The sequence below is a fragment of the Streptomyces sp. NPDC096132 genome (genome assembly GCF_044763345.1).
GTDB lineage: Bacteria > Actinomycetota > Actinomycetes > Streptomycetales > Streptomycetaceae > Streptomyces.
In genome coordinates, this window is the sequence record NZ_JBIWGA010000001.1 from 108897 (window position 1) to 126885 (window position 17989).

Here is a 17989-nt window from a genome sequence, read left to right on the forward strand (position 1 = left end):
CCGAGTGCCTTGCCCGGCAGTTCCACCTTCGCTCCCAGCTCCACGAGCTTCTCCATGCTGTGCCTGCCCGGGGGACGACCCCCGGACCCCCGGCCGGGGGGCGGTGGCGTGGGCCGGTGCGGGGAGGCGGTGGTCAGCCGAGTGCCTTGCCCGGCAGTTCCACCTTCGCTCCCAGCTCCACGAGCTTCTCCATGCTGTGCCTGCCCGGGGGACGACCCCCGGACCCCCGGCCGGGGGGCGGTGGCGTGGGCGGTGCCGGGAGGCGGTGGTCAGCCGAGTGCCTTGCCCGGCAGTTCCACCTTCGCTCCCAGCTCCACGAGCTTCTCCATGAAGTTCTCGTAGCCCCGGTTGATGAGCTCGATGCCGTGGACGCGGGACGTGCCCTGGGCGGCCAGGGCGGCGATCAGGTAGGAGAAGCCGCCGCGGAGGTCGGGGATGACCAGGTCGGCGCCCTGGAGCTTGGTGGGGCCGGAGACGACCGCGGAGTGCAGGAAGTTGCGCTGGCCGAAGCGGCAGTCGGAGCCGCCCAGGCACTCGCGGTAGAGCTGGATGTGGGCGCCCATCTGGTTCAGCGCGGACGTGAAGCCCAGGCGGGACTCGTAGACCGTCTCGTGGACGATGGACAGGCCCGTGGCCTGCGTGAGCGCGACGACCAGCGGCTGCTGCCAGTCGGTCTGGAAGCCCGGGTGCACGTCCGTCTCCAGCGCGATGGACTTCAGCTGGCCGCCGGGGTGCCAGAAGCGGATGCCCTCGTCGTCGATCGCGAAGGCACCGCCCACCTTCCGGTAGGTGTTCAGGAACGTCATCATCGAGCGCTGCTGCGCGCCACGGACGTAGATGTTGCCTTCGGTCGCCAGTGCCGCCGACGCCCAGGAGGCGGCCTCCAGCCGGTCCGAGAGGGCGCGGTGGTTGTAGCCGCCGAGCTTGTCCACACCGGTGATGCGGATCGTGCGGTCGGTGTCGATGGCGATGATCGCGCCCATCTTCTGCAGCACGCAGATGAGGTCCTCGATCTCCGGCTCGATCGCCGCGTTGGACAGCTCGGTGACGCCCTCGGCGAGGACGGCCGTCAGCAGCACCTGCTCGGTCGCGCCGACCGACGGGTACGGCAGCCGGATCTTCGTGCCGCGCAGCCGCTGCGGGGCCTCCAGGTACTGGCCGTCGGCCCGCTTCTCGATCTTCGCGCCGAACTGCCGCAGCACGTCGAAGTGGAAGTCGATCGGGCGGCCGCCGATGTCACAGCCGCCCAGACCGGGGATGAACGCGTGCCCGAGACGGTGCAGCAGGGGACCGCAGAACAGGATCGGGATACGGCTCGAACCCGCGTGGGCATCGATGTCGGCGACGTTGGCGCTCTCGACATAGGTCGGGTCGAGCACCAGCTCACCCGGCTCCTCACCCGGACGGACCGTCACCCCGTGCAGTTGCAGCAGACCGCGTACGACCCGCACGTCACGGATGTCCGGAACGTTGCGCAGCCGACTCGGCTCACTGCCCAGCAGGGCGGCGACCATGGCCTTCGGTACGAGGTTCTTCGCACCGCGGACACGGATCTCGCCCTCGAGCGGGGTCCCGCCGTGGACAAGCAGTACGTCGTCAGAGCCGTTGACGGTCATGTATCTCGCGTTCCATGGGTGGTGGACGGGGGCAGGCCTGGATCGGTGCAAGGGCCAGAGGAGACAGGGTAATCGCCACCGGGGCCCCTCCCGTAAGCCCGAGGACGGCCCAGGAAGGTCATAGCTGTGTCACAACACGAACCGTTCCACAGCGGGCACATGGGGTCACCATGAGGAGGCTTCCGTGTTCGTGCGCCCGGACCGCATCCGTGCGCCCGACCTGCCCCTCGTCCCCGTGCCCGCATTGGCTCCCCACTTCTCGGCAAGATGCGGGATCATGTCTGGCATGACCGAGGTGTCCTCGCTCACAGGGCGGCTGCTCGTGGCCACTCCCGCCCTGGCGGACCCGAACTTCGACCGTGCGGTGGTGCTCCTTCTCGACCACGACGAGGAGGGTTCCCTCGGTGTCGTCCTCAACCGTCCGACGCCCGTCGGCGTGGGCGACATCCTGGAGGGCTGGGCCGACCTCACCGGGGAACCGGGCGTGGTCTTCCAGGGCGGCCCGGTGTCCCTCGACTCCGCGCTGGGCGTCGCCGTGATCCCCGGCGACTCCTCGGGTGACCGCGGCCCGCTCGGCTGGCGCCGGGTGCACGGCGCGATCGGCCTGGTCGACCTGGAGGCCCCACCGGAGCTCCTCGCCTCGGCCCTCGGCTCCCTGAGAATCTTCGCCGGGTACGCCGGCTGGGGCCCCGGCCAGCTCGAGGACGAGCTCGTGGAGGGCGCCTGGTACGTCGTCGAGTCCGAGCCGGGCGACGTCTCCTCCCCGTCCCCGGAAAGACTCTGGCGCGAGGTCCTGCGCCGCCAGCGCAACGAGCTCGCGATGGTGGCGACGTACCCGGACGACCCTTCGCTCAACTGATCCGTGTGCGCTTCAGTACCCTTGGCGGCATGAGCACTCTTGAGCCCGAGCGCGGCACCGGTACGGGGACCCTCGTAGAGCCGACACCGCAGGTGTCGCACGGCGACGGCGACCACGAGCGCTTCGCGCACTACGTCCAGAAGGACAAGATCATGGCGAGCGCCCTCGACGGGACGCCCGTCGTGGCGCTGTGCGGCAAGGTGTGGGTGCCCGGCCGCGACCCGAAGAAGTACCCCGTGTGTCCGATGTGCAAGGAGATCTTCGAGTCGATGGGCGTGGGCGGCGGAGACGACAAGGGCGGCAAGGGCGGCAAGTAGGCCCGAGCGACTCCTGATTCTCTGAGGCCCCCGGGGCGCGGTTTTGCGCGCCCCGGGGGCCTTTGGCCTGTTCTGGCTTTGCACGGAGTGCGTCCTCCGGTCACAGAGTGGTTGAGACCTCTTGTGGTCGTGTTCATGAAGTCCCTAGCCTCCCGTGTGTTGTGCACAGCGAAACCGTCATTGCGCATGTTGCAACGCATCTGCGGAGGCTCCCCCCCATGAAGCTCCCCGTCCGGCTCGCCGCGGTCACGGCCGTTCTTCTCACCGCCGCCTGCACCCCCCAGACCTCCTCCAACTCCTCCTCCGACACCGACGACAAGACCGGCACCCTGCGTGTCTGGCTCTTCCAGGAGGTCGGCAACAAGCCGAAGGAGAAGATCGTCGACTCCGTCGTCAGCGCCTTCGAGAAGGCCCACAAGGGCACCGAGGTCGACGTCGAGTACATCCCGGTCGACACCCGCGCCCAGCGGGTCAAGGCCGCCTTCAACGACCCCGGGTCCGCCCCCGACGTCATGGAGTACGGCAACACCGACACCGCCGGCTACGTCCACGACGGCGGCCTCCTCGACGTGACCGAGGAGTTCGGCGACTGGAGCGAGGCCAAGGACACCGACCCCACCGCCAGGCAGTCCGTCACCGTCGACGGCAAGATCTACGGCGCCCCCTTCTACGTCGGCGTCCGCGCCCTCTACTACCGCACCGACGTCTTCGAGGAACTCGGCCTCGACGTCCCGAAGACCATGGACGAGCTGGCGACCACCGCCCGCAGGATCCGCGCCGCGAAGCCCGACCTGTACGGCCTGGTCGTCGGCGGCGCCTACACGTACGGCGCGATGCCGTTCGTCTGGGCCAACGGCGGTGAACTCGCGACGGGCAAGAACGGCTCGTACGCCGCCGCCATCGACAGCCCGGCCGCCCAGAAGGGCATCACCGCCTACACCTCCCTCTTCGGCGACGACAACTGTCCCGCCGCCAAGTGCGCCGGCATGGGCGGCAACGACACGATCACCGCGTTCGCCGCGGGCAAGGCGGGCATGGCGATCGGCGGTGACTTCAGCCACACGGCCGTGGAGGCCGGCAAGGTGAAGGGCAAGTACGCGGTCGTCCCGCTGCCCGGTGTCACCTCAGGCTCGATCGCCCCGGCCTTCGCGGGCGGCAACAACATCGGCGTCCTCAAGAGCACCTCGCACCGCACCCTGGCGGTGCGGCTGATGGAGGCGCTCACCTCGAAGAAGACGCAGGCGTCGTTCTTCGACGCGATGGGCTTTCTGCCGACCTTCACGGACGTGCGGGAGCAGGCCGCCGCGAAGGAGCCGTTCGTGAAGCCCTTCGTGCGGACCCTGACCTCCGGCACCAAGTTCGTGCCCGCCTCGCCCGCGTGGTCGCAGATCGACTCCCAGCTGGTTCTGCCGACCATGCTGCAGGAGGTCGTCAGCGGGAAGAAGGGCGTGGCGGCGGCTTCGGGGGAGGCGGCGAAGAAGATGGACGAGGCGTTTGGCTCCGCCGGGTGAGTGCGCCTACTGAGTCGGGGGGCGCGTCGCGTGGGCGGGTGCGGGCCGTACGTGGCCGGTCGCGCCCACGCGGCGGAGCCGCACATGTCAGGGCCCCGCGCCCCTGGAGTGGGACCGGCACACCCTGGCTGTATCTCGCCCCCGCTCTTGTCGTCCTTGGTGCGCTGCTCGTCTACCCCGTCTGTCAGCTCGGGCTCATTTCCCTCTTCAAGTACACCCAGGCCCAGGTCAGTGGTGGTGAGCCGACTGTTTTCCTGGGGTTCGGGAATTACGCCGGGCTCTTCTCGGACCCGCGGTTCCGGTCGGTGCTGCTCGCCACCGTCCTGTTCGCCGCCGCCTGCGTCGTGTCCACCCTGTCCGTCGGGTGTGCGCTCGCCGTGCTGCTCACGCGCGTGCGTGCCGTGCCCCGGCTCGCCCTGATGCTGGCCGCGCTGGGAGCCTGGGCGACCCCGGCGGTCACCGGGTCCACGGTGTGGCTGTTCCTGTTCGATCCCGACTTCGGCCCGGTGAACAGGGTCCTCGGGATCGGCGACCACTCGTGGACGTACGGCCGGTACAGCGCCTTCTTCCTGGTCCTCCTCGAAGTGGTGTGGTGCTCCTTCCCGTTCGTGATGGTCACCGTGTACGCCGGGATCCGCGCCGTGCCCGCCGAGGTGCTGGAGGCGGCCGCCCTGGACGGCGCCTCGCAGTGGCGGATCTGGCGGTCCGTGCTCGCACCGATGCTGCGGCCGATCCTGACCGTCGTCACCATCCAGTCGGTCATCTGGGACTTCAAGGTGTTCACCCAGATCTACGTGATGACCAACGGGGGAGGAATCGCCGGGCAGAACCTCGTCCTGAACGTCTACGCCTATCAAGAGGCCTTCGCGTCCTCGCAGTACGGCCTCGGCTCGGCGATCGGCGTCGTGATGCTGCTGATCCTGCTCGCCGTCACCCTGGTGTACCTGAGGCTGCTGCGGCGTCAGGGGGAGGAACTGTGAGGCTTTCCCGGCGGTTGGCCGACGCGGTGGCGCTGCTCGTCGCCGCGCTGGTCGCCTTCCCGCTCTACTGGATGGTGCTCGGCGCCTTCAGACCGGCCGGCGAGATCGAGTCGGCCGAGCCGCGGCCATGGACCTGTCCCCTTCCCTGGATTCCTTCCGGCGCGTGTTCGGGCAGCAGGAATTCGGCCGTTACTTCCTCAACAGTCTTGTCGTCGCGGGCACGGTGGTGATCGCCTCCGGGATGATCGCGTTTCTCGCCGCGACCGCCGTGACGCGATTCCGGTTCCGCTTCCGGACCACCCTGTTGATCATGTTCCTGGTGGCCCAGATGGTGCCCGTGGAGGCACTGACGATCCCCTTGTTCTTCCTCATGCGGGACTTCGGTCAGCTGAACACCCTGGGGTCCCTGATCCTGCCCCACATCGCCTTCTCGCTGCCGTTCGCGATCTGGATGCTGAGGGGGTTCGTGAAAGGCGTCCCGGAGGCCCTGGAGGAGGCCGCCTACCTCGACGGGGCGAGCCGTACGCGCTTTCTGTGGCAGATCCTTTTCCCGCTCGTCCTGCCGGGTCTCGTGGCCACCAGTGTGTTTTCCTTCATCTCCGCCTGGAACGACTTCCTGTTCGCCAAGTCGTTCATCATCAGTGACACTTCGCAGTCGACCCTGCCGATGGCCCTGCTGGTCTTCTTCAAGCCGGACGATCCGGACTGGGGCGGCGTGATGGCCGGCTCGACGGTGATGACGATTCCGGTGCTCGTGTTCTTCGTACTCGTACAACGACGACTCGTCTCCGGCCTCGGCGGAGCGGTGAAGGACTGACGTGACTGAACTGATTCCAGAGCCCCGCGGCCTCGTCGCCGGTTCCGGCGGCGAGGTGAGGCTGACAGCCCGCTCCCGGCTCTACGCGGGCGACGCGACGGAAGGCGTCGGTCACTGGCTGCGCACCGCCCTCTGGCAGGCCACCGGCCTGCCCCTGCGTGAAGGGCGGGAACTCGACGACACCGACGGCGACGGCATCGGCCTCCGACTCGACCCCCGACTGGGTCCGGAGGAGTACCGCCTCGTCAGCGACTCGTACGGAGTCCTCATCGAGGGCGGCAGCGCGGCCGGTGTCTTCTGGGGAGCCCAGACCCTGCGGCAGCTCCTCGGCCCCGACGCGTACCGCAGGGCGCCGCTCAGCCGTGACCGCGTCTGGACCGTGCCGCACGTCAGGATCGAGGACAGCCCCCGATTCCGCTGGCGCGGCCTCATGCTCGACGTCGCCCGGCACTTCATGCCCAAGGAAGGCGTCCTGCGCTACCTGGACCTGATGGCCGCGCACAAACTCAACGTCTTCCACTTCCATCTGACGGACGACCAGGGCTGGCGGATCGAGATCAAGAGGTATCCCCGGCTCACCGAGGTCGGCTCCTGGCGGTCCCGCACGAAATTCGGCCATCGCGCCTCACCTCTGTGGGACGAGAAGCCGCACGGTGGCTTCTACACCCAGGACGACATCCGCGAGATCGTGGCGTACGCCGCCGAGCGGCATATCGCCGTCGTCCCCGAAATCGACGTACCGGGCCACTCGCAGGCCGCGATCGCCGCGTATCCGGAACTCGGCAACACCGACGTCATCACTGCGTCCATCGAGGGGGGCACCCGCCTCTCCGTCTGGGACACCTGGGGGATCAGCCCAAACGTACTCGCCCCCACCGACAACACCCTGCGCTTCTACGAGGGGGTGTTCGAGGAAGTCCTCGAGCTGTTCCCCGCGGACGCCGCCCGGTTCTCGTCGTTCATTCACGTCGGGGGTGACGAATGTCCCAAGGACCAGTGGCGGCAGTCGCCCGCCGTACAGGCCCGCATCGAGGAACTCGGGCTCGCGGACGAGGACGCACTGCAGTCCTGGTTCATCCGGCACTTCGACACCTGGCTCTCCGCGCGCGGGCGCCGGCTCATCGGCTGGGACGAGATCCTGGAGGGCGGGCTCGCCGAGGGCGCGGCCGTGTCGTCCTGGCGCGGCTACGCGGGCGGGACCGCCGCCGCGCGCGCGGGGCACGACGTCGTCATGTGCCCCGAGCAGCATGTGTACCTCGACCACCGGCAGCACGGCGGCCCGGACGAGCCGGTGCCCATCGGGTACGTGCGCACCCTGGAGGACGTCTACCGGTTCGAGCCCGTTCCCGCGGAGCTCACGTCCGAGGAGGCGGCGCACGTGCTCGGCACGCAGGCCAACCTGTGGACCGAGGTGATGGAGGATCACGCGCGCGTGGACTACCAGGCCTTCCCCCGGCTCGCGGCCTTCGCCGAGGTCGCCTGGAGCGCGCTGCCCGCGCCCGGGGAGCGGGACTACGCCGGCTTCGAGCGGCGGATGGAGGCCCACTACGGGCGGCTCGACGCCTTGGGCGTCGGCTACCGCCCGCCGCGGGGACCCCGTCCGTGGCAGCGGCGGCCCGGCGTCCTCGGGCGCCCGATCGACGGCCCGCCCCCGCACCGGTAGCCCCGGAGGCGGCTCCGGTGCGCGTCACGGAAAAACCCCGGCATGGTCACCAAAGAGTGGCAATTCACGCGCACCGGTGATGCCGTACGAAAACGGACCATCTCCAGGGTGAGGTGGGCGAATGCCTCCTAGCGGACCCCCGTCTTCGGGTGTGGCGAACATGTGCCAGAGTTGCCACGTCCGCCCTGTCAGCACGTACCGTACGGCGCACAGGTGGGACCACGTGGGGCAGCGGGAAGGGGCAGCCGGTTTTGAGCACGCACGCACCGCAGGCGGCGCAGGCCGTCACGCTGCCCACGACGCTGGACGAGGCGGTGGCGGCCCTGGCGGCCATGCCCGCCGCCGTGCCCGTGGCCGGCGGCACCGACCTGATGGCCGCCGTCAACTCCGGACAGCTCCGGCCCGCCGGACTGGTCGGCCTCGGCCGGATCAGCGAGATCCGCGGCTGGCAGTACCAGGACGGCCACGCCCTGCTCGGCGCCGGACTCACGCACGCACGCATGGGCCGCCCCGACTTCGCCGCCCTGATCCCGGCGCTCGCCGCCGCCGCGCGCGCCGCGGGCCCGCCGCAGATCCGCAACGCGGGCACCCTGGGCGGCAACATCGCCACCGCCGCCCCCACCGGCGACGCGCTGCCCGTGCTGGCCGCGCTGGAGGCGACCCTGATCGTCGCGGGCCCGGGCGGAGCCCGCCGGGAGGTCCCGGTGTCGCATCTGCTGGCCGGCATGGACATGCTGCGCGGCGGCGAACTCATCGGGTACGTTCGCGTGCCGCTGCTGCACGCCCCGCAGGTCTTCCTGAAGGCGACCGGCCGCACCGGCCCCGGCCGCGCCGTCGCCTCCGTCGCCCTGGTCCTCGATCCCGCCCGACGCGGGGTCCGGTGCGCCGTCGGCGCCATAGCGCCGATGCCGCTGCGGCCCCTCGACGCCGAGCAGTGGGTCGCGCGGCTCATCGACTGGGACAACAACCGTACGATCGTCCCGGAGGCGCTGAACGCGTTCGGGGAGTACGTCGCCGCGGCCTGCATCCCGGACCCGACCCCGGGCGTGGACGGTTCCGTACCGGAGCTTCCGCCCGCCGTACTGCACCTGCGGCGCACCGTCGCCGCGCTGGCCCGACGAGCACTGGGGAGGGCGCTGTCGTGACCGACGACCAGCACGGAGAGGGCACGCTGCCCCAGAGCGGCGGCCGCTGGGACCCGCTGCCCCAGGGCGACTACGACGACGGCGCCACCGCCTTCGTCAAGCTCCCCGAGGGAGGCATCGACGCCCTGCTGGCCGGCGACACGCCGCTCGCCGCGCCCGGGCACGGGTACGTGCCGCCGCAGATAGCGGCGGTGCCCCCCGCGACGGACGGCACCGGCACCTGGGCGGCCCCGGCGGGCGGCACCGAGTGGCCCGCTCCGCAGCTGCCGCCGGAGACCTCCGGTGGCGACCGGTTCACGTACAACCCGGGCTCGACCGGCCAGTGGAGCTTCACCGACAACGCCGCCGACGCGACGGGCGGGGCCGCTTCCGCCCCGGGCCACGACGTGACCGGCCAGTGGTCGATCCCGGTCGTCGGCGGCGACCTCCCCGACGAGTCGGGGGAGTTCACCGCGTCGTCCCTGGTCGAGCAGTGGGGCGGCACCCCGCCGGCCACCCTGCCGGGCGGCGCGCCCGCGCCCTGGGCGACCGACGCCACGAACGGCGCGGGCCGGCCCTGGGGGCAGGAGGCGGAACAGTCCGGCGTGGCCGAGGCCGCCACGCACACGGGTGTCCGGGAGACCGGTCACCGCGGGGCCCCCGCAGCGGGGCAACCGGCGCCGGAGTCGCCCGCGTTCGGGCACCCACAGCAGCAGGGCGCGGCGCACGGGACGGCGCGCGAGACGGCGTACGGGGCGGTGCACGACACGGCGCACGGGACCGCGTACGGCGTCGAACACACCCCGCCGTACGGTGTCGGCCACACGGCGGCGCGCGACACCGACCACACACCCCCGCACGGCGCCGACCACGCGTCCGCGCACGGTGCGGCACCAGCGGACGCCGCACCGCCGGCCTCCGGGCCCCGGCCCGGCGACCTGCCCGACGGACCGCGCCCGGGAGCGGCTGCGGCTCTGGACGCCGTGGAGGACGCCTCCGAGGCCGCTGGGGTCCCCGGAGCCCCGGGAGCCCCCGAGGACGCTCACGAGCCCGCAGAGGCCGCCCAGGGACCCGCCGAGCCCCCCGCCGGACACGAGCCGGAACCCGCGCCGTCCGCAGCCGACGACGAGGCCGGCCACGCGCGCGCGGAGGCCGCGGGAGCCGACGAGGACACCGCGCAGGAGCCCGAGGAGATCCCCCCGCCCCCGGCGGAGGAACACCCCCTCGCCTCCTACGTCCTGCGCGTCAACGGCTCCGACCGGCCCGTCACCGACGCCTGGATCGGCGAGTCGCTGCTCTACGTCCTGCGCGAGCGCCTCGGCCTCGCCGGCGCCAAGGACGGCTGCTCGCAGGGCGAGTGCGGGGCCTGCAACGTCCAGGTCGACGGGCGGCTCGTCGCCTCCTGCCTGGTCCCGTCCGTCACCACCGCCGGCAGCGAGATCCGCACCGTGGAGGGACTGGCCGTCGACGGACAGCCCTCGGACGTGCAGCGGGCGCTCGCCCGGTGCGGCGCGGTGCAGTGCGGCTTCTGCGTGCCCGGCATGGCGATGACCGTGCACGACCTGCTGGAGGGCAACCCCGCGCCCACCGAGCTGGAGACCCGCCAGGCCCTGTGCGGCAACCTGTGCCGCTGCTCCGGCTACAAGGGCGTCCTGCGGGCCGTCAAGGACGTCGTCGCCGAACGCGAGGCCCAGGCCGCCGCCGAGGCTGAGACGGACGGGGACGAAGCACGTATCCCGCACCAGGCGGGCCCGGGCGCAGGCGGCGTCCACCCGTCGGCGTTCGAGAACCCGGCACAGCCCCACCCGCACGACCCGGTGTACGGACAGGGCCAGGACGGAGGCCAGGCGTGACCAACGAAGCAGCCACCGCGACGACCACCGCGGAGGCCGCGCCGGCCCCCGAGCCGATCCCGCACGGCCTCGGCGCCTCACTGCAGCCGGCCGACGCGCGCGCGAAGACCGAGGGCACGTTCCCGTACGCGGCCGACCTGTGGGCCGAGGGCCTGCTGTGGGCGGCCGTACTGCGCTCACCGCACCCGCACGCGCGCATCGTGTCGATCGACACGTCCCACGCGCGCGAGATGCCCGGTGTCCGCGCCGTCGTCACCCACGAGGACGTGCCCGGCAGCCCGGTGCACGGCCGCGGCAAGGCCGACCGCCCCGTGTTCGCCTCCGAGGTGGTCCGCCATCACGGCGAGCCCATCGCGGCCGTCGCCGCCGACCACCCCGACACCGCGCGGATGGCCGCCGCGGCCGTCATCGTCGAGTACGAGGTGCTCGACCCGGTGACCGACCCCGAGCGGGCCTTCGAGGCCGACGCCCTGCACCCCGACGGCAACCTGATCCGGCACATCCCGCTGCACCACGGCGACCCGTCCGCCGCCGGCGAGATCGTCGTCGAGGGCCAGTACCGCATCGGCCGCGCCGACCCGGCCCCCATCGGCGCCGAGGCCGGGCTCGCCGTGCCCCGCCCCGACGGGGGCGTGGAGCTCTACCTGGCCTCCACCGACCCGCACACCGACCGCGACACGGCCGCGGCCGTCTACGGCCTGGCACCCGATCGGGTGAAGATCGTCGTCACCGGGGTGCCGGGCGCGACGGCCGACCGCGAGGACCAGGGCTTCCAGCTCCCGCTCGGCCTGCTCGCCCTGAAGACCGGCTGCCCGGTGAAGCTCACGGCGACCCGCGAGGAGTCCTTCCTCGGTCACGCCCACCGCCACCCGACCCTGCTGCGCTACCGCCACCACGCCGACGCCGAGGGCCGGCTGGTCAAGGTCGAGGCCCAGATCCTGCTGGACGCGGGCGCGTACGCCGACACGTCCTCCGAGGCCCTCGCCGCCGCCGTCTCCTTCGCCTGCGGCCCCTACGTCGTCCCGAACGCCTTCATCGAGGGCTGGGCCGTCCGCACCAACAACCCCCCGTCGGGCCATGTGCGCGGCGAGGGCGCCATGCAGGTCTGCGCCGCCTACGAGGCGCAGATGGACAAGCTGGCGAAGAGACTCGGGCTCGACCCGGCGGAACTGCGCATGCGCAACGTCATGGCGACCGGCGACGTCCTGCCGACCGGCCAGACCGTGACCTGCCCGGCCCCCGTCGCCGAACTCCTCCAGGCCGTCCAGGAGCACCCGCTCCCCCCGCTCCCCAAGGACACCCCCGAGGAGGAGTGGCTGCTGCCCGGCGGCCCCGAGGGCGCGGGCGAACCGGGCGCGGTGCGCCGGGGCGTCGGCTACGGCCTCGGCATGGTGCACATGCTCGGCGCGGAGGGCGCCGACGAGGTCTCCACCGCGACCGTGAAGATCCAGGACGGCATCGCGACGGTCCTGTGCGCGGCGGTGGAGACCGGCCAGGGCTTCACCACGCTGGCCCGTCAGATCGTCCAGGAGACCCTGGGCGTCGACGAGGTGCACGTGGCCCCCGTGGACACCGACCAGCCGCCGGCCGGCGCCGGCTGCCGCGGCCGCCACACCTGGGTCTCGGGCGGCGCGGTGGAACGCGCGGCGAAGATGGTCCGCACACAGCTGCTGCAGCCCCTCGCGCACAAGTTCGGCATGTCCACCGAGCTGCTCCAGATCACCGACGGCAAGATCACCTCGTACGACGGCGTCCTGTCGACCACCGTCGCCGAGGAACTGCACGGCAAGGAGCTGTGGGCGACGGCCCAGTGCCGCCCGCACCCCACCGAGCCGCTGGACGGCTCCGGCCAGGGCGACGCCTTCGTGGGGCTCGCCTTCTGCGCGGTCCGCGCGGTGGTGGACGTCGACATCGAGATCGGTTCGGTGCGGGTCGTGGAACTTGCGGTCGCGCAGGACGTCGGCCGCGTCCTCAACCCGGCGCAACTCGCCGCCCGTATCGAGGCGGGCGTGACGCAGGGTGTGGGCATCGCGCTCACCGAGAACCTGCGCACCCCGCGCGGCCTGATCCGCCACCCCGACCTGACCGGCTACTCCCTCCCCACGGCCCTCGACGCCCCGGACATCCGGATCGTCAAACTGGTCGAGGAACGGGACGTGGTCGCCCCCTTCGGCGCGAAGGCCGCCAGCGCGGTCCCGGTGGTGACGTCCCCGGCGGCCGTCGCCTCCGCCGTACGCGCCGCCACGGGCCGCCCCGTCAACCGTCTCCCGATCCGCCCGCAGGCCGCGGTGGTGACGGGCCAGTGAGCGATCCGCAGCGCTACGAACCCCCGCCGAGCGTGGGCAGGCTGCTGCTGTGGATCCTGGTGTTCGTGGTGGCGGCGCTGGCGGTCGTGCTGGGCGGCGTCTACCTCACGTGAGGGGCGTCCTCCCGTGAAGGGCGTCGTCCTCGTCACCGGGGTCATGGCGGCCGGGAAGTCGACGGTCGCGCAGGCGCTCGCGTCGCGGCTGCCCCGGGCGGCACACGTACGCGGGGACGTCTTCCGGCGGATGATCGTGTCCGGCCGCGAGGAGTACGTCCCCGGCGCCGGCGGTGAGGCCGAGGCGCAACTCCTGCTCCGGTACCGGCTGTCGGCCGCGACGGCGGACGCCTACGCGGAGGCCGGCTTCACGGCGGTGGTGCAGGACGTGGTCCTCGGCCCCGCCCTGCGGACGTACGTCGGACTGGTCCGCACCCGCCCCCTGTACGTGGTCGTCCTGGCGCCGGACGCGACGGCGGTGGCCGCCCGGGAGGCGGGCCGGGACAAGACCGGTTACGGGGCGGCCTGGACGGTCGCGGGACTCGACGGGGAACTGCGCGCCCGCACCCCGCGCATCGGGCTGTGGCTGGACACCGCGGAGTGGACGGTGGGGGAGACGGTCGAGGCGATTCTGGCGGGAAGGGAACGCGCCAGGGTGGTTTGACGTCTACTCAGTGTGGGCGGCTGCTGCCGCCGGTGCGTCGTCGCAGGTCGGGGCCGTTGTCAGTGGCTCCGCGTAGGCTGCGGAGCAGTGGGACGGCGCACGCACTTTTCACGCACGGGGGACCGATGACCACGACCAGGAGCACCACCACGATCGTTTTCACCGATGACGAGCTCAACCCGTACGTCACGCACGCCGCGACGCGCCGCTGGCTGACCGGCCCCGGACTGCCGGGCGAGGGCGGCCTGCTGACGTTCGAGGCACTGCGCACGGACGGACTGCGCACGGTCGCCGACTCCACCGGCGACCCCGAGGGCCGCCTCGCGGCGGAACTGCGCGACCGCCTGGTCATAGGCGGCATCCTGGGCATGGACGGCCGCGAGCACGAGTCCGTCCTGCTGGACGGAGCGACGGGCGAGATCTCGACGACGTACTTCCTGCACGACCGCCCCGACCTGATGGACACCCGCCCCCTCGCGCCCTCCCTGGAGAAGCTGGTGCGCTTCGCCACGGCCGTGGACGAACTGGCGGCCCTGCGCGGCCAGTTCGCCTCCTACGCGGGTCGGCTCGGCCCGCAGGCGGTGGCGGAGGCGACCCAGCAGCTGCTGGCGGTGTTCGAGGCGGGCGGCGGCACGGACGGCGAGCCGGGGCTCTTCTGGAAGCTGGCCGCGGTGATCCGCCCGCTGGCCCTGGTGGCCGGTCCCGGCACCACCTCCGGCCTCACCGTGGACCTGCCCTCCCGTCTCCTGGACGAGGAGTTCGGCCCGGGCGGGATCGTCCGCTTCGAGGACGTCGACTTCCCGAAGGCCCTCACCCACGCCCCGACCCGCCGCTTCCTGCGCGAGGTGGGCCTGCCGGAGGAGGTCGTCTGGTTCACGCTGGAGACGGACATGCCGCTGCAGACCCTCGCCGAGTACTGCGCGGACGCCCGCGAGGGCGTCTTCACCGACGAGCAGCTCCCGGCGAACGCGGACCGGCTGATCCGCCTCGGTCATCTGCTGGAGGACACCAGCCTGGTCGTCGACGGCGACACGGGCGCGGTGCTGAGCTGGAGCGAGCCGGACCTCGTACTGCGCCCGCTCAACGCCGATGTCTCGACCCTGGCGTTCACCTTCTGGCTGATACGGCGCGAGCACGCCCTGGACGCGGTGTACGAACTGACGGAGGCCTACGACCAGCTCGCCGAGACGATGTGCCGCACTCTGGCGGCCGTCGACCCGGTGGCCTGCGACCCGACCCCGAACACCCCGACCGACGACGGCTGGCGCTATTGGCCGGAGGTGTTCGAGGACGAGGCAGGCGGAGGGCTGTACGCCTAACGGCGGCACCTGCTGACGTCGATCCGCACGATCTGCGGGTCGTGGTCGCTGGCCTGGTCGGCGAACTCGGCGTTGAGGTGCACCACGTCGTAGTCGAAACGGGTGACGGCCGGGCTCGTCAGGATGTGGTCCAGGGTCTGCGAGTTGCCGTCGTACACATAGGTGTAGCGCTCGGCGGCCGGCAGGGTGGTGATCAGCGGGGTGAGGACGCCGCCGTCGGTGAGCGTGGTGACGGTCTGGGAGAACTCGTAGTCGTTGAGGTCCCCGAGGACGACCGCCTTGGCGTTCTTGTCCGCAGCGAGCAGCGACTTGACGAAGGTGTTCACCTCGGCGGCCTGCGCCTGACGCTGGGTCTCGGAGCTGCGGGCGGGAGGCTGGTAGCGGCCGTGCAGGGGCTGGTCGCCGCCCTTGGAGTTGAAGTGGTTGGCAATGACGAAGACGGTCTCGCCGTGGAAGACGAACTCGCCGACGAGCGGCTTGCGGCTGCTGTCCCAGGCGTCATTGGTCGGGTCGATCCGCCCGGGGGAGTAGGTGAGACGGGCACCCTTGCGCGTCTTCACCACACCGGTGGCCGTGGTGGCGTCACCGCCCGGCCGGTCGGTGAACGAAACCCGCTTGGGGTTGAAGAGGAAGACCTGACGGATGTTGCCGCCGGGCTCGCCGCCGTCCTGCCCGTCGGTGGGGGCGATGTAGCGCCACTGGTAGCGGGGCCCGCCGGCGGCGCGGATCGCGTCGGTGAAGCGGGTGAGCGTGGCCTCCGAGGTGACCGTGCCGTCGTTCGTGGCGCCGTTGTCGTCCTGGATCTCCTCCAGGGCGACGACGTCGGGCGAGCTGAGGTTGACCGCGACGCCCTGGGCGAGCCGGTCGAACTTCTCCTGGTCGTCCAGGGCGTCCAGGTTCTCCACGTTGTACGTGGCGACGGCCAGCTCGTCGCCCTTCTGCCGGCGGGTCACCTCCTGCTTCAGCCCGTTGTCGACCAGGGCGCCGAGCTGGGTGGCCTGGACGTTGTAGCCGCCGTAGGTGGAGTAGTCGAGCGGCCCCGTGGTGGTGCCGGACAGTTCGTCGCCGACATCGGCGGCGGGGAAGGAGGTGGTGGTGTCGAGCGACATCACCTCCAGACGGCCGGTGTTGGGCTGGTCGTAGGAGGAGTAGAGGGTGCCGCCGCGCAGGGTCGGGTTCTCGTCCGGCTTCAGCGTCACCCACAGCTCGCCGTACTCGTCGCTCGCGCCGACGACCCGCGCGTCGGAGAACGAGACCCGCATGCCCTCGGTGGACTCGTACAGGTCCTGGGCGTACACCGCGGGCTCGAGGGGCAGCGACTCGATGCTGCCGCCACCGGCAGTGGGGATGTAGGCGGAGGGAACGCTCGTGGCGTCCAGGGTGACGGCGGCGGGCAGGGCGTTGCCGCTGGTCAGCACGGTCGCCGTCGGTCCCGTGATCTCGGTGAGGGACTGGCTGGTGCTGCTCGGGTAGTACTCGCTGATCTTGCCGCTGACCAGCACCGAGTCCCCGACGGCGACCGTGGGCGTGACGGACCCGGTGTAGACGAAGATGCCTTCGCTGGTGCGGGGGTCGGAGTCGGCGGTCGGATCCTGGATCCAGTAGCCCTTCGACCCGGTGGTCCGCACCCCGGTGACGATGCCCGGCACGCGGGTGACGGTCTGTCCGGCGAGCGGGGAGAGACGGGTGGTGCCCTGGATGTCGTGGACGCGGACGCTACCGGGCTGTGTGGGATCGTCCCCGCCGCCGTCTCCGTCACCGTCCCCCGAACCGGGTGTCTGTCCCGCCGAGTTGACGGGGGAGGGGGTGCCGGAGGTGAGGTCGGCGGCGTTGTCGTCGGTGTCGGCGAGGGAGGCCCCGCGGGTGACGGAAGCGGTGTTGGAGGCCCCGGTGACCGGCCCGCTCCCCTCCCGGACGACGGCACTGCCGTACCCCACCAGGTCGACGATCCGGCTGTCGGCCGCGCAGTCGGCGGCGGTCTTGCAGGTCAGGGCGGTGGTGCCGGAGACGAGGGCGATGGTGCCGCTGGTGGCGCTCATGGCGATGGAGCCGGTGGCGTCGGGCGTGGGCAGCGCGGTCGTCCCCCCGGAACCCGCCGCCTCGGCGACGAGGAACCGCCCGCCCGGCGCGACGGACCCGCTGAGCGTGGTCACCTGCCACGTCGACGACGAGGACGGCGAACCGGGCAGGTACTGCACGCTGTAGCCGGCCAGGTCGTAGGCCGCCGACCCGGCGTTGCCGAGCTCGACGAAGTCCCGGGTCAGGGTCGCCCCCGAGTTCCCGCCACCGCCGTACACCTCGGAGACCACCACCGAGGCGGACGGCGTGGCGTACGCGGCGGGAAGGGAGACGATGGCGAACGCGCTCGCCACGCCCACGGATATCAGCGCACGGGCGGCACGGCGGGAGCCGCGGGCGCCGGCCGCGTCGGTGGTTCCGGTGGTTCCGGTGGTCCGGTGGTTTCCGGTGGCTCTGCTACCTGCGGGACTGGACACGCTGGCGATCTCCTCGTACGTCGTCGTGTACGGCCGGTGGTGTGGGGGAGGTCGGCTCAAGTTACGCGCGTAGAGAGGGGGTCGCCAAGGGGTCGTAGGTTAAATCCGGGGAACAGGAAGGGAATTGAGGGGGGAGATTGCAAGAGGGCGACACCCCCGGAAGGGTGCCGCCCTCTCTTTTTGTCTGGTCAGGCCAGGTAGAGGCCGTGGCGGGAATTGAACCCACGTACCTCGCTTTGCAGGCGAGTCCCTAAGCCACTCGGGCACACGGCCAGGTCGGGAGCGGGGGGTTGAGGCCCGATCCGTCTTGGTGAGATGAACGTACGGCGGGGGTGGGACCGGGCTCAAGGAGGAACGGGCCGCTGCAATGGGACTGCCATACGCCGTTCATGAAGGAGGGGGTGGGTGTACGACCAAGGGCGGAGGGGGAGTCCGTCTTCTGACAGGGGTCAATGTCGGTCGTGGACCTTAC

The 17989-nt window shown here is 71.6% G+C and carries 12 protein-coding genes, 1 tRNA gene and 1 pseudogene; 11 read left to right on the forward strand and 3 right to left on the reverse strand.

The features are described from left to right. Positions 1-269: 269 nt before the first annotated feature. Positions 270-1616, reverse strand: a complete 1347-nt coding sequence (gene murA, locus ACIRF9_RS00440; protein ID WP_403814079.1) for a UDP-N-acetylglucosamine 1-carboxyvinyltransferase — start codon at positions 1614-1616, stop codon at positions 270-272. A gap of 286 nt (positions 1617-1902) precedes the next feature. Here murA and ACIRF9_RS00445 point away from each other — a divergent pair, with 286 nt between their 5' ends. The 11 genes and pseudogenes from ACIRF9_RS00445 (at position 1903) to ACIRF9_RS00495 (ending at position 15022) form a co-directional block, all read left to right on the forward strand. After that, a complete protein-coding gene (locus tag ACIRF9_RS00445) occupies positions 1903-2475 on the forward strand; it encodes a YqgE/AlgH family protein (protein ID WP_133914983.1) in 573 nt (190 codons plus the stop codon). Positions 2476-2504: 29 nt separating this feature from the next. After that, entirely contained in the window at positions 2505-2792 is a 288-nt protein-coding gene (locus ACIRF9_RS00450) for a DUF3039 domain-containing protein (RefSeq protein ID WP_390821655.1), read from the forward strand. A 218-nt stretch (positions 2793-3010) separates the two neighbouring features. After that, positions 3011-4303: an extracellular solute-binding protein gene (locus ACIRF9_RS00455; RefSeq protein ID WP_403814083.1), complete on the forward strand. Its 1293-nt coding sequence runs from the start codon at positions 3011-3013 to the stop codon at positions 4301-4303. Positions 4304-4341: 38 nt separating this feature from the next. Then, positions 4342-5283: a carbohydrate ABC transporter permease gene (locus tag ACIRF9_RS00460; protein WP_403814085.1), complete on the forward strand. Its 942-nt coding sequence runs from the start codon at positions 4342-4344 to the stop codon at positions 5281-5283. After that, positions 5280-6100 (forward strand): annotated as a pseudogene (locus ACIRF9_RS00465) (carbohydrate ABC transporter permease). Before ACIRF9_RS00460 ends, ACIRF9_RS00465 begins: the two are co-directional and overlap by 4 nt. Position 6101: 1 nt before the next feature. Continuing rightward, positions 6102-7763, forward strand: a complete 1662-nt coding sequence (locus ACIRF9_RS00470) for a beta-N-acetylhexosaminidase (RefSeq protein WP_403814087.1) — start codon at positions 6102-6104, stop codon at positions 7761-7763. 251 nt (positions 7764-8014) lie between these two features. Next, on the forward strand, positions 8015-8908 hold the full coding sequence (locus ACIRF9_RS00475) for an FAD binding domain-containing protein (protein WP_403814090.1): 894 nt from the start codon (positions 8015-8017) through the stop codon (positions 8906-8908). After that, on the forward strand, positions 8905-10740 hold the full coding sequence (locus tag ACIRF9_RS00480) for a 2Fe-2S iron-sulfur cluster-binding protein (protein ID WP_403814093.1): 1836 nt from the start codon (positions 8905-8907) through the stop codon (positions 10738-10740). The genes ACIRF9_RS00475 and ACIRF9_RS00480 overlap by 4 nt, the downstream gene beginning before the upstream one ends. Then, on the forward strand, positions 10737-13046 hold the full coding sequence (locus ACIRF9_RS00485; protein WP_403814096.1) for a xanthine dehydrogenase family protein molybdopterin-binding subunit: 2310 nt from the start codon (positions 10737-10739) through the stop codon (positions 13044-13046). Before ACIRF9_RS00480 ends, ACIRF9_RS00485 begins: the two co-directional genes overlap by 4 nt. A 126-nt stretch (positions 13047-13172) precedes the next feature. Further along, positions 13173-13703 carry an AAA family ATPase gene (locus tag ACIRF9_RS00490; protein WP_403814099.1) on the forward strand — a complete coding sequence of 177 codons (531 nt, stop codon included), beginning with the start codon at positions 13173-13175 and terminating at the stop codon, positions 13701-13703. A 125-nt stretch (positions 13704-13828) separates the two neighbouring features. After that, positions 13829-15022: an SUKH-4 family immunity protein gene (locus ACIRF9_RS00495; RefSeq protein WP_403814102.1), complete on the forward strand. Its 1194-nt coding sequence runs from the start codon at positions 13829-13831 to the stop codon at positions 15020-15022. Here the strand turns inward: ACIRF9_RS00495 and ACIRF9_RS00500 are convergent. Continuing rightward, on the reverse strand, positions 15019-17400 hold the full coding sequence (locus tag ACIRF9_RS00500) for an endonuclease/exonuclease/phosphatase family protein (RefSeq protein ID WP_403816044.1): 2382 nt from the start codon (positions 17398-17400) through the stop codon (positions 15019-15021). The two genes, ACIRF9_RS00495 and ACIRF9_RS00500, sit on opposite strands and share 4 nt — an antisense overlap. A gap of 318 nt (positions 17401-17718) precedes the next feature. Further along, positions 17719-17790 (reverse strand) — tRNA-Cys (locus tag ACIRF9_RS00505). Between the last annotated feature and the right edge of the window lie 199 nt (positions 17791-17989).